The 21,039-nt window shown below is 61.7% G+C and carries 15 protein-coding genes; 6 read left to right on the top strand and 9 right to left on the bottom strand.

Annotation, left to right across the window (positions count from 1 at the left end; translation table 11 throughout):
* Positions 1-53 precede the first annotated feature (53 nt).
* The 3 genes from ACF8GF_RS09920 to ACF8GF_RS09910 all read left to right on the top strand — a co-directional run bounded on the left by ACF8GF_RS09920 (position 54) and on the right by ACF8GF_RS09910 (position 3,295).
* The gene (locus tag ACF8GF_RS09920; protein WP_176683395.1) at positions 54-1,208 is read left to right on the top strand and encodes a hypothetical protein; all 1,155 of its coding nucleotides are present in this window, start codon (positions 54-56) and stop codon (positions 1,206-1,208) included.
* A gap of 72 nt (positions 1,209-1,280) precedes the next feature.
* Positions 1,281-2,399 (top strand): glycosyltransferase 61 family protein, encoded by a 1,119-nt coding sequence (locus ACF8GF_RS09915; protein ID WP_209965584.1) that lies wholly within the window; start codon positions 1,281-1,283, stop codon positions 2,397-2,399.
* Between the two features lie 47 nt (positions 2,400-2,446).
* The gene (locus ACF8GF_RS09910; protein WP_392488078.1) at positions 2,447-3,295 is read left to right on the top strand and encodes an AraC family transcriptional regulator; all 849 of its coding nucleotides are present in this window, start codon (positions 2,447-2,449) and stop codon (positions 3,293-3,295) included.
* Here ACF8GF_RS09910 and ACF8GF_RS09905 read toward each other — a convergent pair.
* Positions 3,260-3,841 carry a LysE family translocator gene (locus ACF8GF_RS09905; protein WP_176683398.1) on the bottom strand — a complete coding sequence of 194 codons (582 nt, stop codon included), beginning with the start codon at positions 3,839-3,841 and terminating at the stop codon, positions 3,260-3,262. The two genes, ACF8GF_RS09910 and ACF8GF_RS09905, sit on opposite strands and share 36 nt — an antisense overlap.
* A 291-nt stretch (positions 3,842-4,132) precedes the next feature.
* Between ACF8GF_RS09905 and ACF8GF_RS09900 the strand changes: the two genes are divergently transcribed.
* Positions 4,133-5,704 (top strand): TerC family protein, encoded by a 1,572-nt coding sequence (locus ACF8GF_RS09900; protein ID WP_176683399.1) that lies wholly within the window; start codon positions 4,133-4,135, stop codon positions 5,702-5,704.
* Here the strand turns inward: ACF8GF_RS09900 and rarD are convergent.
* Positions 5,667-6,554: an EamA family transporter RarD gene (gene rarD, locus ACF8GF_RS09895; protein WP_176683400.1), complete on the bottom strand. Its 888-nt coding sequence runs from the start codon at positions 6,552-6,554 to the stop codon at positions 5,667-5,669. The genes ACF8GF_RS09900 and rarD overlap by 38 nt on opposite strands.
* 33 nt (positions 6,555-6,587) lie before the next feature.
* Entirely contained in the window at positions 6,588-8,174 is a 1,587-nt protein-coding gene (locus tag ACF8GF_RS09890; protein WP_209965589.1) for an EAL domain-containing protein, read from the bottom strand.
* Between the two features lie 299 nt (positions 8,175-8,473).
* On the opposite strand from ACF8GF_RS09890, the gene hppD reads away from it, so the two are divergent.
* Positions 8,474-9,550: a 4-hydroxyphenylpyruvate dioxygenase gene (gene hppD / locus ACF8GF_RS09885; protein ID WP_028697182.1), complete on the top strand. Its 1,077-nt coding sequence runs from the start codon at positions 8,474-8,476 to the stop codon at positions 9,548-9,550.
* A gap of 23 nt (positions 9,551-9,573) precedes the next feature.
* Here the strand turns inward: hppD and ACF8GF_RS09880 are convergent, their stop codons facing one another.
* Both ACF8GF_RS09880 and ACF8GF_RS09875 read right to left on the bottom strand, forming a co-directional pair.
* A complete protein-coding gene (locus tag ACF8GF_RS09880; protein WP_392488077.1) occupies positions 9,574-10,380 on the bottom strand; it encodes a CSS-motif domain-containing protein in 807 nt (268 codons plus the stop codon).
* Between the two features lie 129 nt (positions 10,381-10,509).
* Positions 10,510-11,196 carry a type 1 glutamine amidotransferase domain-containing protein gene (locus ACF8GF_RS09875; RefSeq protein WP_176683403.1) on the bottom strand — a complete coding sequence of 229 codons (687 nt, stop codon included), beginning with the start codon at positions 11,194-11,196 and terminating at the stop codon, positions 10,510-10,512.
* Positions 11,197-11,389: 193 nt separating this feature from the next.
* Between ACF8GF_RS09875 and ACF8GF_RS09870 the strand changes: the two genes are divergently transcribed.
* A complete protein-coding gene (locus ACF8GF_RS09870) occupies positions 11,390-13,453 on the top strand; it encodes a PAS domain-containing sensor histidine kinase (protein WP_176683404.1) in 2,064 nt (687 codons plus the stop codon).
* A gap of 6 nt (positions 13,454-13,459) precedes the next feature.
* Here the strand turns inward: ACF8GF_RS09870 and ACF8GF_RS09865 are convergent, their stop codons facing one another.
* From ACF8GF_RS09865 to ACF8GF_RS09850, 4 genes are all read right to left on the bottom strand, one after another.
* The gene (locus tag ACF8GF_RS09865) at positions 13,460-15,076 is read right to left on the bottom strand and encodes a response regulator (protein WP_392488076.1); all 1,617 of its coding nucleotides are present in this window, start codon (positions 15,074-15,076) and stop codon (positions 13,460-13,462) included.
* Between the two features lie 78 nt (positions 15,077-15,154).
* Positions 15,155-16,210 (bottom strand): HEAT repeat domain-containing protein, encoded by a 1,056-nt coding sequence (locus ACF8GF_RS09860; RefSeq protein ID WP_176683406.1) that lies wholly within the window; start codon positions 16,208-16,210, stop codon positions 15,155-15,157.
* Between the two features lie 225 nt (positions 16,211-16,435).
* Positions 16,436-17,851: an efflux transporter outer membrane subunit gene (locus ACF8GF_RS09855; protein WP_392488075.1), complete on the bottom strand. Its 1,416-nt coding sequence runs from the start codon at positions 17,849-17,851 to the stop codon at positions 16,436-16,438.
* The gene (locus ACF8GF_RS09850) at positions 17,848-21,027 is read right to left on the bottom strand and encodes an efflux RND transporter permease subunit (protein ID WP_339533494.1); all 3,180 of its coding nucleotides are present in this window, start codon (positions 21,025-21,027) and stop codon (positions 17,848-17,850) included. The genes ACF8GF_RS09855 and ACF8GF_RS09850 overlap by 4 nt, the downstream gene beginning before the upstream one ends.
* Positions 21,028-21,039: the final 12 nt, after the last annotated feature.

Here is a 21,039-nt window from a genome sequence, read left to right as displayed (position 1 = left end):
TTTCTCTTGTTCCGATTGGCCAACAGTGCACTTCAAAGGACGTCGAAGAAAAAATGAAAAAGACCTTGACGACTGTGGCGCGCAAGCTCCTGTCGCCCTCCACGCGCTACGAAGTCAGGCTGCTGGCCTGCAAAGTGCGAGAAATGATGGCGCGTGCCTGTCTCTGGCGTTGGGAAGTTGCGAGGTTTCGCCCGCAACAGGAAAGCCCGTACGAAATCCTCTACATCGGCCGCAAGCAGCAACGGGAAATGGCCAAGCTGCTGATCGGTGGCAAGGGCCAGGGCAGCGCATCGATCGTAGACAGTGCAAGTGCCACGGCGGCTGCCAGCCACGTCGTGGTCATCAGTGAAATGCCCACGTCGGGGGCGCTGTCAGTGCCGCATTACCTGAGCGCGGTGGTGCCGCTGGGGCGCCCACTGGAAGACATCACTGCCCGCTACGACAGCGAACTGCGGCGCAGCATTCGCAAGAACCGGCCCCTATATCACATGCGCCAAGCCCTTTCGGACGAAGAAATCGCCATGGCCGACCGGGAACTGCTGCGCCCATACGCTTCGGCCAGGCAGGGCATTCACGCCGCGCAGTTTCCTACCCAAGAGGTGTTCCGTATTGCCAAGAGTGTTGGCCGGCTTGACTTGATCATGCTGGGCGATGAGGTGATCGGCTGCCACCTGGGGTGTGAAGTGGTACGCGACGGCAAGCGTTACTGGAGCACGTTGCGCTTTGGTTATTGTGAAGCGGTGTTTTCCGATGCGAAGAAATTGCGCGAGGTGAATTCGATCACCACCTTCATGGCGCTCGAGTGGGCACTGGAGCAGGGCTTCGATTATTACGACATCGGCCTGTGTCTGGCGCGCCCGGACGACGGCCTGCTGAAGTGGAAGCGCCGCCGCGGTGGTGATATCGATTCGCTGGGTAACCATGCGTACCTGTTTGTCCGTTTGCCCAAGACCGGTACGGCAAAATTCCTGTGGGACACGCCGATGTTCGCGGTCGAAGGCGACAAGCTGACGTTGCATCTGGGGTTGCCGGATGGCCCAAGCGATGAGGAAGTTGCCAGTCGCTATCACGAAATGGTGTTTGGTGGCCTGCACAAGATTTATCTCTACGGAGGGAGCGGGGCAGGCGAACCGTTTGTGGAAACGTTGCGCAGCCGTTACGCCAGCTTGCAGTCACCGCCCACCATGGAACGAGTCACGAGCAATTGACTAACTGCCAGGGATGCTTTGATCTGGCGCCGGGCGCCGGGCTCCAGTCTTCGTCATCAGGGGGGACGCTTCATGGGAAGCGACATCTCGCAGTTCAGTGCATCGCCCGCAGCCAGGCAACACACCTGGACCTTGGCCGCCTACCGCCACATGCTGCGCAAGCGGCTGAGCAGGAAAGCGGCGATCGACATCAAGAGCCTCGCCACCAAGAGTTGGGACATTGCCCCGGGCGAGGCCACAGTTTCGCCGCCGGCCATTTTCCTGCCTGGCCAGCTCGATCGGGTGACGGGCTGGGAAGGCAAGCGGTTTTACCCTTACGTGCACCCGGCGCAGACCATGGGGGGAGGTGTCCACACGTTGCAAGGGCCAACCCGCGGCTACCTGGTCAAGGATGTATGGCTGGTCGATGGGGCGTTGTACAAGGGCAAGGCCAGCCATTGGCTGTCGCAGAAGCCGTGTACCTTCCCGACCATCCTCATCGACCATGAAATCGACCGCGCCGCGATCTACTGCACACAAAACGGTAACGCTTGGTTCGGCACCTGGCTGATGGAGGATTGCCCGACCTATGCGCTGGCCTGCAACGAGGGCATCCCGGTGACCACTGCCCCCTCTGTCAGGTATCCACTGTTTACCCAGGCACCGGCCTATGAAGACTGGCTGGACATGAAGCCTTTGCGCCTGCGCAGTGCGTTCTTCCGTGAGGTGGTGCTGTTCGATGACCAGAGCAACAACCGCAGCCGGCATGCTCGCTACCGAGCCATGGGTGACAAGCTGCTCTCGCATGTGTCGCACACGCAGCACCCGGGGGTTTTCCTGTTGCGGGGCGGAGATGGTGACCTGCGCCTGCTGCGCAACGAGCTGGAGCTTGCCGAGCATTTGCGCACTACCCGCGGTTTTCGCATCGTCAACCCGCTGAAGTCCGATGTACCCAGTATTGTCGCGGCGTGCGCCGGGGCTAAAGTGGTCATCGGGGTGGAGGGGAGTCAGTTGGTGCATGGCGTGAATGTGCTCCAGGCTGGCGGCTGCCTGCTGACTTTGCAGCCGCCAAACCGTTTCGTCAGTTACTACAAGTACCTGACGGATCGTGATCACCAGCATTTCGGCTTTGTGGTTGGCCTACCGGAAGGCGACGGTTTCAGGATTGATATTGGCGAAGTGGAGCGCACGCTGGATCTGTTTCCACGATAAGTGTGTAGTATTCGTGCATACGTCAGTGGCGAGCAGGGCTGTAGAGGATGATTGAGGTCTCACGGTTTTGGCGCGATCCTGCCTTGCCGTTCGTCGAAGCCCGACGGGTAGGGGACGGGCGCAAGGTGTGCTACGCCGCGCACTCCCACGAGAGCTTCTCCATTGGTGTCATCACGGGGGGGCGTAGCACTTATATCAACAGTGACCAGTGCGTTGAGGTTGGGGCGGGCACCACAGTGCTGATGAACCCGGGCGTGGTACATGCCTGCAATCCTGTTGCCGGGGATCCCTGGTCTTACCTGATGCTGTTCGTCGATCAGCCTTGGTTGCAGTCAGTAGGCTTTACCCTGCCAACGCAGACCTGGAGCCGCTCGCCTGTGTTGTATCGGCGGCTGTTGCAGGCCTTTGCCGACCTGTTCGATGCCAGGCTGCCTGATCGCGAGGCCCGTCTGGTGGCCCTGTTCAGCGAGTTGCCGGGCATGCTTGGTGGTAATGCCAACGAGGTTGACGAGGGCAATCCTCGGCTGGATGCAGCGGCAGCTTTCATACGCGCCCATCGCAGTGACCCGCTCAGCCTCGAGGATATCTGCGGGGCTTGCGGCCTGTCTCGGTCCTACCTGATTCGTGCTTTTCGCCAACGCTTTGGCCTGACACCGCATGGCTACCTGCTAGACCAGCGCGTGCAACTGGCCCGGGCGCAGTTGCGCCAGGGCCGGGCCATTGCTGACGTTGCACAGGAGGCAGGGTTTGCTGATCAGGCGCACCTGCAGCGGGCATTCAAACAGCACCTGGCGGCGACACCGGGGCATTACAGAAACGCCGTCGCTAGCCTGGGCGCTCCTGCAGGAGCCGGGCATGCCTTAAAGGATCAGGTAAACCGCGCTGGCGACCAGTAACACGGCCAGGCTCCGATTGAGCATGCGCAGGTGACGTGGGTTGTCCAGGTACTGGCGAATCACGCTGCCGGCCCACGCCCAGCAGGCCACCGAAATGAAACAGATTGGGCCATAGATCCAGGTAAACAGCCACAGCAAGTGCTGTTCACCGCCGGTGTAGGCTCCCACCCCGGCAACGGCTGCCAACCAGGCTTTGGGGTTAAGCCACTGCATTGCTGCGCCGTGCCAGGCTGAAGAGGGTCGGCCAGACTGAGCGTTGTTCAGGTTACCGTCGTCACTGGCCAGCTTCCACGCCATGTACAGCAGAAAAGCCACCCCGCCCCAGTGCAACATCAGGCCCAGCAAAGGCCAGCGCAGCAGCAGTTGATGCAGGCCCAGCCCCACCAGCACCAGCAGCAGGCAGAAGCCCAGCGTGGCACCGGCCACATGCGCCAGGCTGGCGCGCAGGCCATGGCGGGCACCGCTGCCGAGTGCGACGATGTTGACCGGGCCGGGGGAGATCGAGGCCGCAAGCGCGAAGGCGGCCATGGACAGGTACAGGCTCATGAGGAAGATCCGCGTGGTTGGGGAGGCGTTATCCTTGCGTGGCTGGCGTTCTGATGTATTGAACAAAAGTACCTGCGCACGACTCGCGCCTGCAGGGCTAATGGCGATGCAGGGGTGTTACAGGTTTTGTAATAGTTTTGCGCTACTACAGAAACCTGCTGTGCTTGTAGCATCGTCCTCCCAATTTTTTATCAAGGTCTATATGAGCACCTTCGCGGAGCCCCCCAGTCTTCGGCTTTTCCGGCCATCCTTCCCTCGTCCTTGTGACGTTTCCCTCGTGAGTACCCGCTAATGGAATGGCTAGCCGACCCCACGGCCTGGCTAGGCCTGTTGACGCTTATCGTCCTCGAGCTGGTGCTGGGTATCGACAACCTGGTGTTCATCGCCATCCTCGCCGACAAGTTGCCGCCGCATCAGCGCGACCGCGCGCGGGTCATTGGCCTGAGCCTGGCGCTCATCATGCGTCTGGGCCTGTTGGCCAGCATTTCGTGGATGGTCACCCTGACCGCACCGCTGTTCGAAGTGTTCGACAAGAGCTTCTCTGGCCGTGACCTGATCATGCTGTTCGGTGGTGTGTTCCTGCTGTTCAAGGCCACCATGGAGCTACACGAACGTCTGGAAGGTCACGTGACCCAGGCCAGTGGCACGCTGCGCCATGCCGCGTTCTGGCCGATCGTTGCCCAGATCGTGGTACTGGACGCGGTATTCTCGCTGGATGCCGTGATCACGGCGGTGGGCATGGTCGATGAACTGTCCGTGATGATGATCGCGGTGATCTTCTCGATCGGTATCATGATCGTTGCCAGCAAGCCGCTGACCCGCTTCGTCAACGCCCACCCGACGGTGATCATGCTGTGCCTGGGCTTCCTGATGATGATCGGTTTCAGCCTCACCGCAGAAGGTCTGGGCTTCCATATCCCGAAAGGCTACCTGTACGCGGCCATCGGCTTCTCGATCCTGATCGAGATGTTCAACCAACTGGCCCGTGCCCGCCGCAAGCGCAGCTTGCAACAGCATCGGCCGTTGCGCGAACGGACTGCCCATGCCGTGCTGCGCCTGCTGGGCGGCCGCCGGGTCGAGGCTGACGAGGTAGGCGAGGAAATTGCCGACCTGGTCGAGGGCGGCGGGGAACACGTGCTGTTCGACCGTCGTGAGCGGGTCATGATCAGCGGCGTGCTGAACCTGGCCGAGCGGCCGATTCGTACGGTGATGACTGCCCGTGCCGAGGTTGATGTGATCGACCTGGCGCAACCGGCCGATGCCATTGCCCAGGCCCTGGCCAATTCGCCGTACTCGCGCCTGCCACTCATCCGTGATGGTCGCGTGGACGAGCCCTTGGGCTTTGTGCACAAGAAGGAACTGCTGAAAGAACTGCTCTCGGGCAACCAGCCCGACCTGGAAAACATGGCCCGGGCGCCATTGAACCTGCTGGAGAGCTTCAGCATCCTCAATGCCCTGGAGCAAATGCGCGGTCAGTCGACCCACATTGCCTTCGTTGTCAACGAGTTCGGTGACTTCACCGGGCTGTTGACCATGACCGACATCCTTGAGTCGATTGCCGGCGAGCTGCCGGATGCCAGTGAAGTCGAAGGCCCGGGCATCGTTCAGGAGGGGGAAGGCTTTGTGGTCAGCGGCGCGCTGAACCTCAGCCAGGTGCAGGCGCGTACTGGCTTCAGTGCCCGTGCTACCGAGGATTACCAGACCCTTGCGGGCCTGGTGATGAGCTTGCTCGACCGCCTGCCGATGGTCGGTGACCGGCTGGCCTGGAATGGCTGGACGCTGACCGTGGAGGCGGTTGAAGAGCGACGGGTACGCCAGGTTCGGCTTACACCGAACGGCGACGCTGACGTAGCAGGTGCTTGAAGCCCTCAAGCACCAGCACCAGTACCGCGGCCCAGATTGGCAGGTAGGTCAGCCACTGATCCGGGCCGATGGTTTCGCCCAGCAGCAACGCCACGCCTACCAGCAGCACGGGTTCGACGTAGCTGAGCAGGCCGAACAGGCTGAATGGCAGCATGCGGCTGGCCAGCACGTAGGCAATCAGCGCCGAAGCGCTGATCGCACCAAGGATCGGGATCAGCACATAGAGCCCGGGGTGTGCTTGCAGATCGGCGCTGGAAAGTGGGCTCTGGATCACGAAGTAAAGCGCCCACGGCAGCAGCAGGCACATGTCGCACCACAGGCCGCCCAGGTGGTCGGTGCGGCAGCGTCGGCGCAGCACGAAGTAGATCGGGTAGCCCACCGTTACCAGCAGGGTTTCCCAGGCAAAACTGCCATTTTGGTACAGCTCGTGGCCCACGCCCAGCGCGGCGCAGGCCACGGCTACCGTCTGCAGGCGAGACAGGCGCTCGCCATATACCAGCCGCCCGGTCAGGACCATGGCCAGTGGCAGCAGGAAGTAACCCATTGACACTTCCAGGCTGCGCCCATGCAGGGGCGCCCAGAGAAACAGCCACAGCTGCACCCCCATCAGCCAGGAAGTGCCGACCATGCCGAGCAACAGCACCGGCGTACGTTTTACCCGGCCCATCAGTTCGCCCACCCGCTTCCAGTCTTTCGAGACAAGCATGAACAGGGTGAGGCAGGGCAGTGTCAGCAGGGTACGCCAGCCAAAGATTTCTTCGCCATCAAGTGGCTTGAGCAGGGAGGTATAGAAGTACATCACAGCGAACAAACAGGACGCCATGACCGATGAAACAATGCCTTTTGACACGAATGCCTCGAATAAGGGAATTGAGCGGGTTGATCAGCCGCGCATGATCTCAGGGGGCGCGCCTTGCGGCAACTGCGTTGCGCCCGGGCGAGTGGCCAGGGCTTCGAGGAACTGGGCGGCCGGCATGGGCCTGGCGAACAGGTAACCCTGCTGGAAGTCCACCCCGTGCGCGGCCAGGTAGTCGCGCTGCAGGTCGGTTTCCACTCCCTCGGCAACGATGCCCAGGTCCAGCTTGCCCGACAGCTCGATGATGGTCTCGAGTATGTGCACTGACAGCGCATCGGCGCCGATCATGGCAACGAAGCTCTGGTCGATCTTCAGGTAGTCGACCTTGAATTGCCGCAGGTAGTTGAGGCTCGACTGGCCGGTGCCGAAGTCGTCGAGGGCGATCATCACGCCCATGGCATGCAGCTTTTCGAATAGCTCAAGGGTGACCGGCGTGGGCTCGATCAGCTTGCGCTCTGTCAGTTCCAGGGTCAGCACCACCCGGCCGGGCGGAAAGTGCTGCAGGAACGTGCGGCAGTCATCCAGCAGGCTGAGGTCGCGGCAGTGGTCAGCGGTGATGTTGACACCAATATGGAAGCCGTCTTCCAGCAGCCCGGCATAGGGCGCCAGGCTTTGCGCGGTATGTGTCAGCAGCGCGCGGGTCATGGCGACAATCTGCCCGCTGTGTTCGGCATAGGGGATGAACAGGTCGGGGCGAACCAGGCCTTCTCGTGGGTGGTGCCAGCGCATCAGCACTTCCGCGCCGGCCCAGCGGTAATCGCCCTTGCGCACCACCGGCTGAAAATACGGCAGGAATTCATCGGCCTGCAGGGCACGCTCCAGTTCGGCACGCGGTGAGGTGGCGCGGCGAATCTGCCAGCGGCACACCAACGCCGCCAGGGCACCCAGTACCAGGAGCAGACTGAGCAGGCCAGGGTAGTGGCTACGTAACAGTTGCCCCTGCTTGTCGGCACTGTAGCCGCCCTGCACACTGAAAGGGTAGCGCGTCGAGCCTATCAGCACGTTGGCACTGGGGGCGGCAGGGGATAGGCCTTTGTGGACCACACCGTCCTTGCCCATCCAGGCGTCGCCCACGCGGATTTGCAGTTCTTCATCGGGGCCGATCAGGCGCAGTGCTGTCAGCAGGTGGTCGCCATCCACCGTGGTGATTGCACCGTGGTCGCCGTCGCTGGCACGGTAGACCAGCAGCGGGTGGCCCGGCGTAACCGAGTTGCCGTCCATCAGCCATAACTTGCCGTCGACGTAATCGCCAGGATTGACCGGTTCTTCGAACTCGCCGAACAGGGAGGTGCAATAAAGGTTGTTGTGCCTGAACAGGTTGGTCGAGCGCACGAAGGCGTTGCGGGTAACCTGGGCCCGTAGCATAAGCTTGGCCTGCTCGCATGGGCTGTCAGTCAGTGGAAGCAGCGAATTGGCGGCACGGGACAGGTCGTCGAGAATGTGTTCGACGTGCTCCAGTGCCTGGCGGGTGGTGGCCTGGCTGCTGGCCTGCATTTCACGCTCGACCTGCCAGTTCATCACGGCCAGGCCGCACATGACCGGCAGCACGCCGACGACCCAAGGCAAGAGCGAGCGCCAGCTGAGTGCGGCGCGGCGTTTGACGGTAAGGGGCATGCTGACCTGACTATCATGAAGTAAAACGAGAGGATAGCCGTTTGTCGGCGCGTACGAGCAACTAAAAACGCGACAAACCATTTTACGCACTGTAGAATCGATTTACGAATACAACAATAAGGTCCTTCACTTCCGAAGGATCAAGCCCGCCGAGAATGGGTCCATATGACATACCATGGGTTCAAGCTGATCATAGGTGATTTCCTTGCACGTAGCGTGCGGGGTATCCCGTGCTCACCGCCGTTTCTGTTCCACATCCCACGCAATCAATAATTTTCGCTGCAGATGAGAACACGAACATGGCTGATATCTTCGAAAATCCAATGGGCCTGATGGGCTTCGAATTCATCGAACTGGCTTCGCCGACCCCTGGCGTACTTGAGCCTGTATTCCAGATACTGGGCTTCACCAAAGTGGCCACCCACCGTTCCAAGGATGTGCACCTGTATCGCCAGGGTGACATCAACCTGATCCTGAACAATGAACCCAAAAGCATTGCCTCGTACTTCGCCGCTGAACACGGCCCGTCGGTGTGCGGCATGGCCTTCCGCGTGCGCAATGCCCATGAGGCTTATGCCCGCGCCCTGGAACTGGGCGCCCAGCCGGTAGAAATCGAAACCGGCCCGATGGAACTGCGCCTGCCGGCGATCAAGGGTATCGGCGGGGCACCGCTCTACCTGATCGACCGCTTCGAGGAAGGCAGCTCGATCTACGACATCGACTTCAACTTCATCGAAGGCGTGGATCGCAACCCGGTAGGGGCCGGCCTGAAAATCATCGATCACCTCACCCATAACGTTTATCGCGGGCGTATGGCCTACTGGGCCGGTTTCTACGAGAAGCTGTTCAACTTCCGTGAAATCCGCTACTTCGATATCAAGGGCGAATACACCGGCCTGACCTCCAAGGCCATGACTGCTCCTGATGGCATGATCCGCATCCCGCTCAACGAAGAGTCGTCCAAGGGCGCGGGGCAGATCGAAGAATTCCTGATGCAGTTCAACGGTGAAGGTATCCAGCACGTGGCCTTCCTGACCGATGACCTGCTCAAGACCTGGGATGCCCTGAAGGGGTTGGGCATGCGCTTCATGACCCCGCCACCGCAAACCTACTACGAAATGCTCGAAGAGCGCCTGCCTGGCCATGGTGAGCCGGTCGACCAACTGCAAGCGCGTGGCATCCTGCTCGATGGTGCCTCGCAACCCGAAGACAAGCGCCTGCTGCTGCAGATTTTCTCGGAAACCCTGCTTGGCCCGGTCTTCTTCGAGTTCATCCAGCGTAAAGGCGACGATGGCTTTGGTGAAGGCAACTTCAAGGCACTGTTCGAATCCATCGAGCGTGACCAGGTACGCCGTGGCGTGCTGAGCACAGACTGACCGCCCCTGGAGTACCGTCGTCGTCATGCTCGTTCGGCGGCGGTACCCCGCCTGTTGGCACGCGCCCTGAACAGGGCCAGGTAGACGATCGAGCCGGTCACGATCCCCACCAGCATCAGTGAGGGCGCTATCTGTAGCACCGACTGGCGGATTTCATGAGCGGTGAAACCCTCTGGGTAGCCACCTTTGACCGTATACCCATACCTGGCCGACATTGCGCTTGTAAAAAATTCGGCCTGTGAAGGGCGTTCAAGGTTACGGCTGTCACCATTGCTCCATATGTAGCGGTCGCCAAATTCGACCAGCAGTATCAGCCCATCCTGAAAGCCATCCAGTTCGTTGCGGATCTGCGTGGCATAGGCTGTCACGATTACGCCATTGTTTCTGCCCTTCTGGTGAAAGTCTACCAGCAGCTTCTGGCGCGTATCAGGAGGGCCGTAGGACAGTGCGACCCGCTGGCCGGACAACGCGAACGATGAATAATGCTCCAACGAACCTGAAACTGTGCTGCAGTAAGGTTGCTTGTCTTTCAGCAAGGTCAGTGACCTGACGATGGAGCGATGGGCAACCTGGTCCTGCAAGGTGCTTTTGACGTTGTCGCAAGGTTGACCTGCAAATGGCAGGGTGCGCAGGGCCGTCTCGTGCATTCTGTCCAGTGCATTGTCGACGCTGAACACCGCCTCCTGAACGGAGATGTTCGCGTTTTCTGCAAGTTTTGCTTCCAGCTGGAAAGCCATCACCAGCAAACCGGAAACCACAGGCACCAGCGCCACTGCGATGAGCAGCAGCAGCTCCACCATGCTGCGCCCTGCGTGCATGATTTTCGACATAGGCTAACAGTTCTCCGCTCTGAAACTGTTCGTGGTGAACAGCTGAGCCCTGAGCCTATGTATTTACTGATCAGGCTGCTGTAGTCCGGCTGCAGTTGAAGTGGTAGGAAATCGAGCGCCTCGGTGTAGCTAACTGCCATTGAGCTTTTTGAGCACTGCATCGGCCAGCAAGGCAGTGGAGGCGGGGTTCTGTCCGGTAATCAGCCGGTCATCGTCGACCACGTAAGGCTTCCACGGCTCATCATGCTTACTGTACTCACCGCCGCGAGCCCCAAGTTCGTTCTCCGTCAAGAAAGGCACTACGTCGTCCAGTTCGACCAGTTTCTCCTCTATATTGGAAAAGCCGGTCACCTTGCGGCCTTTGAGAAGCAGGCAGTTGTTACTCAGCTTGATGTTCAGCAGGCCGACAACGCCGTGACAGACTGCCGCAACAATGCCATTTTTTTCGTAGACCTTGCGCGCCAGTTCCTGCAGAGGTTGGTTTTCGGCGAAGTCGTACATCACCCCATGCCCTCCGGTGTAGTAGATGGCACTGTATTCGTCGGCCTTCACCTGCCCTGGGGCCAAAGTATTGCCCAGGCGCGTCATGAAGCGCTTGTCGTCGTACCATTGCCAGTCCAGGTCAGGGGCCATCTGCAGGCTGTGCGGGTCCACGGGAACGTAACCGCCCTGTGGGCTGACATAGTCGACCGTGTAGCCGGCCTTTTCGACTTTATCGACAAAGTGAACGGCTTCACCCAGCCACAACCCGGTCGCCCGTTTGAGGGTTGGATACTTCGCTGTATTGGTCAGCACCACCAGAATTTTCTTGCTCATGACCCTGCTCCCGTCGGCAACCTGAATGGGCCGGTGCTCCCTGGCCCGAGGGAAAACCTAAATAGCATAGCTGCCACCTGCAAGTACGCCATGGTGTGCGCGATATGCTGTGCTAACTTGAACCCATCCACCGGCGAGCGTGCCAGACTTGGCGGCGCTATGGTCAACCTTGAGCATTGCTGGAGTCACGATATTGGTCGCTAACGGTAAACCACGCGAGCCTGCGTCGCAGGTCATCCTGCAGTCGCCTGTTTTGCCATCGATCGAGCCGATGGGGGAGCGGATTGCCCAGTTCGACTGGTGGCGTACCTCGCTTGGGCCATTGTCGCGCTGGCCTGCCTCGTTGCGCATTGCTGTGGACATGATGCACTTGTCACCCTTCCCGTGTGCGGTGGTGTGGGGGGCAGACCTGTGTGTGGTGCATAACGATGGCTACCGAGCGTTGCGGGCATTACCGGATGCGCTGGGCATGGCGTTCGATACCCTGTGGAGTGATATCTGGCCAGCAGTGGGGCCCTGGGTGTTCAAGGCACTGGAAGGCCACTCGAATTTTGTCGAGGACCCTCCACTGCGCATCGTCCGCAGTGAGGGCGCCGAACCGCTATGGTGCGCATTCGGTTATGCACCCCTGCACGATGAGCTCGGTAACGTGGCGGGGTTTCTGCATACGGTGATCGAGACCACGGCCAGCGTCGAGGCACACCGCCATTGGCGTGATCAGGTGCAGAGCTTTGAACGCCAGGTCGAGCGCCATGTGGCCGAGCGAGAGCAGTTCTGGTTGCTGTCGCGCGAAGCGATGATGATGCTTAGCCCTGAATTGAGACTGCATGCTGCCAACCCGGCCTGGTACCGCATTCTGGGGTGGACACAAGAGCAGGTGCAGGCGATGTCGGTAATGGAACTGGTGCATCCGACAGAGCGTGCCGAAGTGCGACTGGCAGTGTCCGCGCTGCTGCAATGCAGCCACGCGGAGCAGTTGGAGATCCGTCTGCGACACCACGATGGCCACTACCACTGGTTTCGCTGGAGTGCGCGGTTTGACGGCAGCCTGCTGACAGCGGTTGGCCGGGACATCACCGCAGACCGTGAAGAGGCGGCGCGTCAGGCAGAGGCGCTGATGCGCAACAGCGAGCGCATGGAGGTGGTTGGTCAGTTGGCTGGCGGTATGGGTCATGAAATGAACAACTTGCTGTCCGGTATCGGTGGCAGCCTCGAACTGCTGCAACGGCGCCTGCAGGAGGGGCGGCTGGAGCGGGTGGGGGCCTACGTGGACGTTGCGCGCGACTCGGTGCAGCGGGCCATGGACCTGACCCATCGGTTGATTGCGTTTTCTCGCCATCAACCATTGGCCCCTCGGCCACTGGACTTCAATCGGCAGTTGCGGTTGAGCGAGCCCTTGTTGCTGCGGGCCTTGGGGGCAGAGATGCGTTTGCACTGGCAGCTGGACGTTGCGCCTTGGACAGTGAGCCTGGACGTGCCCCAGTTAGAGAATGCCTTGATCAACTTGTGTGCCAATGCGCGTGAAGCGTGCCTGGAACAGGGCAATGTCACCATCAGCAGCGTCAACGAACGGCTCACAGCCTTTTTCCCGGATGAAGGTGGCTTGCCGCCAGGCGACTATGTGGCCGTGCATGTCGAGGACGATGGCCATGGCATGTCAGCGGTGGATATCGCCAGGGCTTTTGAACCGTTCTATACCACCAAGTCGCTCGGGCACGGGGCCGGGCTTGGTCTGTCGATGGTGTATGGCTTCGTCCGTCAGTCGGGCGGGTATGCCTGGATCGAGTCGGTACCGGAACAGGGCACCAAGGTGTCCATGCTTTTCCCGAGGAGCCATGAGCCGGTTCCCGATGAGCCCGAACCGGTGCCGCTTTCGCAACGCATGGCACGGGGCGAGCGCCTGCTGCTGGTGGATGATGAGCTTGATCTGCGCGCAGTCATGCGCGAGTACCTGACTGAGCGTGGTTTTGACGTCACGGATGTGGGCGATGCCAATAGCGCACTGGAGCGCTTTCGCCATGGCGGCCCTTTCGATCTGGTCATCACCGATATCGGTTTGCCGGGTGGGTTCAGTGGTCGGCAAGTGGCCAAGGCCATGCGCATGCAGCTTGCACAGCAGAAAATTCTATTCATCACCGGTTATGCGGATCAGTCCATTGAAGCGCAATTGCTCGATCAGCCGGGCACGGCATTGCTGAACAAGCCGTTCTCGCTGGCGCATCTTGCCGATGAGGCGCTACGCATGCTTGACGCGTAAGGCGCTTCAAGGCTTGCCTAGAATCTGTGTTACTCGAGCCTGCAACTGCTGCAACTCGAACGGCTTGCAGATCAGGTGCATGTCAGCGTCCAGGAAGCCTTCGCGGGCCATGGCCGTTTCCGCGTAGCCGGTGATGAACAGCACCGGCAATCGTGGGCGCAGGCTGCGGGCAATTTCCGCCAGTTGCCGGCCATTCATGCCGGGCAAGCCCACATCGGTGATCAGCAAATCTACCGGTTGTGCCGAGCGCAGCACCTTCAGGCCCTCGTTGGCGTCGGCTGCGCTTTGGCAGGGGAAGCCGTTTTCGCGCAGCGCCTGGCAAAGCAGTTGGCGCACATGGGGATCGTCCTCGACGATCAGCACGTGTCGGCTGCAGCCGTCTTGCCTGGGCGCCACAGGCTCGCTGGATGGCAGGGGCTGGTCGACATGGCGTGGCAAATACAGCTCCACCTGGGTTCCCTGGCCAATCTCGCTGCGGAGGGTGATATGCCCATGGGATTGCTTGCTGAACCCGTACACCATCGACAACCCCAGGCCAATGCCCTGGCCGGTCGCCTTGGTGCTGAAGAACGGTTCGAAGGCGTGCTCCAGCGTGCTTTGCGCCATGCCCTGGCCGCTGTCGATGATCTGCAGGCGCACATAATCGCCCGTACGCAGCGCGCTGCCGGCGAACTGCTCGGTGGCGATGTGATGATTGTTCGCTTCGATGCGTAGCAGGCCACCGTTGGGCATGGCCTCGCTGGCATTGAGCAGGAGGTTGTCGAGGGCTTCTTGCAACTGCTGGTCATCCGCCTCCACGTGCCACAGGTCTTTGGCCGCATGCACTTGCAAGGTTATCGACGGGCTCAGGCAAGCCTTCAGGCGCTCTGCGTCGAGCAAGGGATGCAGGTCTATACGTTGGCTGTGTAGCGATTGGCGGGAAGAGAAGGCAAGCAGGCGGTGAGTCAGGCGTGCGGCGCGTGAAACGGCCTCGCGGCCCATGCCCAGAACGCCGTCCAGGCCGTCGTCGCGGCCTTGCCGCAGGCGCCGCTGGATGAGTTCGAAGCTGCCGCTGATGCTGGTGAGCAGGTTGTTGAAGTCATGGGCGACGCCGCCGGCCAGTTGGCCGATGGCCTCCATCTTGCGTGCCTGGCAGCGGGCGAATTCAATGCGGTCCTGCTCCTGGCCCGGCGTTGAAGGGCGGCTGTCCAGGCGCTGCTGCATGCCATAGAGCTGGTCACGTGTAACGTACTGTCGACGCCGGTTGCGCAGCGCGGACCGGGTCATGTGCAGCAACTGGGCATTCTCGTAGGGCGCAACCAGCCATAGAAGATTGCCCACCGGATGATGACTCACGCCAGCGGCCGACCAGGCGCCCTGGGTCAGCAGCACAATGGGCAAATCCGACCAACTCGGTTGCTGGTCAATGAATGCCTGCAGCAAGGCGCTTGGGCCTTGGCTGAACATCTGCTCGGCAATGATCGCCAGGCCTGCGCCCTCGGCCAGACGCGTCTGCAGGTTTGCCAGGTCGACCGCGCAGAGGCTGTTGATGCCGGCGGAGGTAAGCAGACGTGAGGTGTCCGCCGCCAATTGTGGCGGTGCGAGGATCAAGGCACGTTCATCCAGCGCCAACGAACTGGCCAAAACGACTCTCCTTTAGGGTGGCCTGATACCCACTGGACCCTGGCACAGCCTCAGGGTTCAACTGAATCCAGGTACTGCCTACAGGCCCTGTTGCAGCGCAGGGTCGTCCGGGTTCTGGCGCTCCAGTTCGGCTAGCGATACTTGCACGTTCTGCAACTGTCCGGACTCTTTCCAGTACTGAATCAGCAGCACCCGTGCCCGGCGATTGGCTGGCTGCCGATTGAGGATGGTTTCCAGTTGCTTCTGGGCAGCGTCGAGCTGGTCAAGCTGATGCAGGGTGACCGCCAGTGTATAGCGGTAGTCGGCGTTGTCCGGGTCCAGTTCCACCGCGCGGGACAGGGCCAGCAAGGCATACTCGCGCTGTTCGTGGCGCTTCAGCCAAAGCCCTAGTTCATACTGCAGAAAGGCCGAGTCGGGGCTCAGCGCCAGGGCTTTGCCCAATACCTGGCGGGAGGCGTCGTGGTGGCCCTGGCGCTCAAGCAGACGTACCTGAGTCGCCAGTGCATCGAGGTTGGCAGGTGCAACCTCGAGCGCACGTTGCAGGGCCGCAGCGGCCTGCGTGTAGTCGTTTTCGTGCAGGTACAGGCGCGCCAGGTGCACCTGGGCGTCGGCATCTTCGGGTTGTTGCTCGAGGGCCTTTTGGTATTGCTCCAGGGCTGACTGCAGCGGGCCGAAATAGAGGCCGATGGCGTCGGGATCGAGGCCCAGCAGGGCATCCACGGCGGCAAAACGCACGCTTTGCTCACTGTCGTCCAGCAGCGGGCCGAGTACCAGGCTGCGCTGTGCTGGCGGTAACAGGCGGCGAATACTGGCAATGGCCGCTCGACGCACCAGCGGCTCGGCGTGTTCCAGGTCCTGGCGGGCCAGTTTCAATGCCTGCGGTGAAGGGTAGTTGGGCAACTCGGCGTAGAGCGCCGCACGGCGGATGGCGGGCAGGTCGTTGCGCTGCAGTTGCTGGTACAGCACCCGTGCGGCGCCGGGCTGGCCGTCGTGAGCCTGGCGCAGCGCTTTGGCGTAGCTGTGTGCTGGCAAGTTCGGCGGGGTTGGCGGGGCGTCGCGCCACAGGTAGCCGAACAGGGCCGATACCAGAATCGACAACAGCAGGGCGATCAGGTAGCGGTTGCGTCTGGGCATCGGACGATCCGTGGCGGCGGGAAGGGCAGAGCTTGGGCCAGCCGGGGGGTAAATGCAACCGAACCGGGCACGCCGCTGGCCAGGCACCAGGCCTGCGGTGGCATTCCAGGCACTGCGTATTGGGGTGAATACGATGGCAAACATAAAAAAGCCCCGCGGGCCATGGCCTGCGGGGCAAACGGTTGGGGGAGGAGCCAACCAAAGGAGTCGTTGAAATGCGGTGTGTCAGTGTGCGCTGGCCAAGGTCTGCGGTTGCCAGCCGCCACCCAGGGCCTTGTAGATCGAGACGATGCCGCGGTACAGCTCGACTTCACCTTGGGCTTGTGCATCCTCAGCACTTAGCCGCTCACGCTCGGCATCGAGCAGTACCAGGTAGTCCACGGTACCCTCGCGATATCGAATCGAGGCCAGTTCTGCAGCCTTGCGGCTGGCGTCGCTCTGGCGCATCAGCGACAGCAGACGCTGCTGGGTCTTGTCGTAATCGCTGAAGGCGTTGGCCGACTCTTCCAGCGCCAGCAGCACCTGCTGTTCGTAGTTGGCCAGTGCCCCTTCGGCATCGGCCTTGGCGCCGCGCAGGCGGGCCCGCACGCTGCCCAGGTCGAAGGCTGCCCAGGTAATGCTCGGGCCCAGCGCCCAGGCGTTGGCCGCCGAAGAGCCGATCTGCGAGCCGCGGGCGGCGGTAAAGCCGAGGAAGCCACTGAGGCTGACACGGGGGAACAGGTCGGCGGTGGCCACGCCAACGTTGGCGGTGGCGGCCGCCAGTTGGCGTTCGGCGCTGCGGATGTCCGGGCGGCGGCGCAGCAACTCACCTGGGTCACCTACCGGCAGCGCCTTGGCGATGGCCGGCAGCGCCTTGGGCGACAGGTCTACGCTGAGCGCGTCAGGGCCCTGGCCTAGCAGGGTGGCGATGCGATGCCGCGCCCGTGCCTGTTCGGCTTGCAGTTGCGGCACGGTGGCTTCGACCCCGGCCAGGCGCGCATCGGCACGCACCACGTCAAGGTCATTGCCCACGCCCGCATCGCGCAGGGTTTCGGTAATGGTGCGTGATTCCTGCTGATTCTTCAGGTTGGCCAGGGCGATCTTCTCGCGCAACTGGGCACCGCGCAGCTGCCCGTAGGCATCGACCAGTTCGGCGATCAGGCTGACCTGCAACTGCTGCAGGTCGGCGGCGGCCACCGCTTCCTGGGCTTCGCTGGCTTCGATCTGGCGCTGGATGCGGCCGAACAGGTCAAGTTCCCAGGCCATGTCCAGGCCCAGGTCGTAGCGCTCGCTGTTCACCCGCTGCGTGGTCTGGCCGGGGATCTGGCCTTTGCCAAGATCGCTGCTGGCACGGCTGGTGACCACCGGGAACGGGTCGTTTTCGGCGTCTTCGCGGATCGAACGGGCCGATTTCAGGCGGGCGAAGGCCACGCGCAAGTCACGGTTGCCGTCCAGCGAAGCCTGCACCAGCTGGTTCAGCACCGGGTCGTCGAACTGCTTCCACCACAGGCTCTCGAAGCGGCTACGGTCGTAGGCCTTGGCCTGCACGTCGCTGCCCAGTTGTGCAGGTTCGGTGGCTGGCGCCTGGTAGTCAGGGCCTACCGCACAGGCCGCCAGGGCCAGTGCCAGCAGGCTTGGGGTCAAGGGTTTGAGCAGGTTCATGCGTGGTTCTCCAGCACTTGAGCGTGTTCAGCCTTGCGGGCCTGGCGACGCTCGACGAAACGGCGGATCAGGAAGAAGAACACCGGGGTCAGGAACAGGCCGAACACGGTGACGCCGATCATCCCCGAGAACACCGCCACACCCATGGCATGGCGCATTTCCGATCCTGCACCGGAGCTGAACACCAGGGGCACCACGCCCATGATGAAGGCGATCGAGGTCATCAGGATCGGCCGCAGACGCAGGCGGCAGGCTTCCAGTACCGCAGCCAGCGGGTCAAGGCCCTTGGCCTGCTCGTCCTTGGCGAATTCGACGATCAGGATCGCGTTCTTGCACGCCAGGCCCACCAGTACGATCAGGCCGATCTGGGTGAAGATGTTGTTGTCGCCACCCGATACGATCACACCGGTGATGGCCGACAGCAGGGTCATTGGCACGATCAGGATCACCGCCAGCGGCAGGCTCCAGCTTTCGTACTGGGCAGCCAGCACCAGGAACGCCAGCAGCACGCACAGCGGGAACACCAGCAGTGCGGTATTGCCCGAGAGGATCTGCTGATAGGTCAGGTCGGTCCACTCGAAGGTCATGCCGTTGGGCAGTTCCTCTTTCAGCAGTTTCTCGATCGCAGCTTCCGCCTGACCAGAGCTGTAGCCCGGTGCGGCGGCACCGTTGATCTCGGCAGTGATGAAGCCGTTGTAGTGCATGACCCGGTCCGGCCCCGAGGTATCGCTGACCTTGAGGAAGGTCGCCAGCGGGATCATCTCGCCAAGGTTGTTGCGCACCTTCAGTTGGCCGATCTGCTCGGCATCAAGGCGGAACTGCTGCTCAGCCTGGACGTTGACCTGATAGGTACGGCCGAAGCGGTTGAAGTCGTTGGTGTACAACGAGCCCAGGTAGACCTGCAGGGTGTCGAAGATGTCGGTGATCGCCACCCCGTGGGTCTTGGCCTTTTCCCGGTCGATGGCGGCATCGACTTGTGGCACGTTGACCTGGTAGCTGGTGAACAGGCCGGCCAGCTCTGGCACGTTGTGGCTCTTGGCGATGATGTTCTGGGTTTCCTTGTACAGCGCTTCGTAACCCAGATTGCCACGGTCTTCGATTTGCAGACGGAAGCCGCCAATCGTGCCCAGGCCCTGTACCGGCGGCGGTGGGAAGATTGCGATGTAGGCGTCCTGGATGTCGGCGAACTGGGCATTCAGCGCGGCTGCGATGGCTGCCGCCGACTGGCTCGGGTCCTTGCGCTCATCGAATGGCTTGAGCGGGGTGAACACGATGCCGCTGTTCGGGCTGTTGGTGAAACCGTTGATAGACAGGCCCGGGAAGGCCACCGAGTCGGCCACGCCAGGCTGCTTGAGGGCGATTTCGCTCATGCGCTTGATCACCGCTTCGGTACGGTCGAGGCTGGCCGCGTCCGGCAGTTGGGCGAAGGCCACCAGGTACTGCTTGTCCTGGGCCGGCACGAAACCGGTCGGGGTGGACGAGAAGCCCAGGTAGGTCAGGCCCATCAGGCCGGCATACACGAACAGGGCGATGCCACTTGAGCGGATGACCCGGCGCACGCCACCGACGTAGCGGTTGGACGCACGGTCGAAGAATCGGTTGAACGGAGAGAACAGCCAGCTGCCCAGCAGTTTGTCGAGGAACCGCGAGAAACGGTCCTTGGGGGCGTGGTGCTCCTTGAGCAGCACCGCGGCCAAGGCTGGCGACAGGGTCAGCGAATTGAACGCCGAAATGACGGTCGAAATGGCGATGGTCAGGGCGAACTGCTTGTAGAACTGCCCGGTCAGGCCGGAAATGAACGCTGCAGGTACGAACACCGCGCACAGCACCAGGGCGGTGGCGATGATCGGCCCGGTCACTTCGCTCATGGCCTTTTGCGTGGCTTCCAGCGGTTTCAGGCCCAGCCCGATGTTACGTTCGACGTTCTCCACCACGACGATGGCATCGTCCACCACGATACCGATGGCGAGCACCAGCCCGAACAACGACAGCGCGTTGAGTGAAAAGCCGAACAGGTGCATGACCGCGAAGGTACCGATCAGCGAGACCGGCACAGCCAGCAGCGGGATGATCGAGGCGCGCCAGGTCTGCAGGAACAGGATCACCACCAGCACCACCAGCACCAGGGCTTCGAACAGGGTGTGCACCACCGCTTCGATGGAGCCGCGCACGAAGATGGTCGGGTCATAGACGATGCTGTAGTCCATCCCTTCAGGGAAGTCCTTTTTCAGCTCGGCCATTTTCGCCCGCACCTCGTCGGAGATCTCGATGGCGTTGGAGCCTGGGCGCTGGAAGATCGGGATGGCCACCGCCGGCTGGTTGTTCAGCAGCGAGCGCAGGGCGTACTGGCTGGAGCCGAGTTCGACCCGGGCGATGTCCTTCAGGCGGGTGATTTCGCCATCGGCCCCGGCGCGGATGATGATGTTCTCGAACTCTTCCTCGTTGACCAGACGGCCCTGGGTATTGATCGACAGCTGGAAGCTGGTCGAGCCTGGGGCAGGCGGTGCGCCCAGCTGGCCGGCAGCCACCTGGCGGTTCTGCTCGCGGATTGCGGCGACCACATCACTGGCTGTCAGGTTGCGCGAAGCGGTCTTGTTCGGGTCCAGCCATACGCGCAGCGAGTAGTCGCCCATGCCGAACAGTTGTACGTCGCCGACGCCGCCCAGGCGCGCCAGCTCGTCCTTGATGTTGAGGATGGCGTAGTTGGACAGATAGAGCATGTCGTAGCGGTTGTCCGGCGAGGTCAGGTGCACGACCATGGTCAGGTCAGGCGAGGCCTTGTCGACGGTGATACCGATACGGGTCACTTCCTCGGGCAGCTTGGGCTGGGTACGGGTGACGCGGTTCTGTACCTGCACCTGGGCGTTGTCCAGGTCGGTACCCAGGGCGAAGGTGATGGTCAGCGTCAGCTTGCCATCGGCAGTGGACTGGGAGGACATGTACAGCATGTTCTCCACACCGGTAATGGCCTGTTCCAGCGGCGCGGCGACGGTTTCGCCGATGACTTTGGGGTTGGCGCCGGGGAAGTTGGCGCGCACCACAACGGTGGGCGGCACCACTTCGGGGTATTCGCTGATCGGCAACTGGAACAGCGAGATAGAACCCGCAATCAGCAGCAACAGCGACAGCACCGCGGCGAAGATCGGCCGGGTAATGAAGAATTTCGAGAAGTTCATCGGTAGGGGTCC

The sequence above is a fragment of the Pseudomonas sp. yb_5 genome, from assembly GCF_043103865.1.
Classification (GTDB): Bacteria; Pseudomonadota; Gammaproteobacteria; order Pseudomonadales; family Pseudomonadaceae; genus Aquipseudomonas; species Aquipseudomonas putida_Y.
The sequence above is the reverse complement of the archived record's forward strand: the minus strand, read 5'-3'. Positions and strand labels throughout refer to the sequence as shown.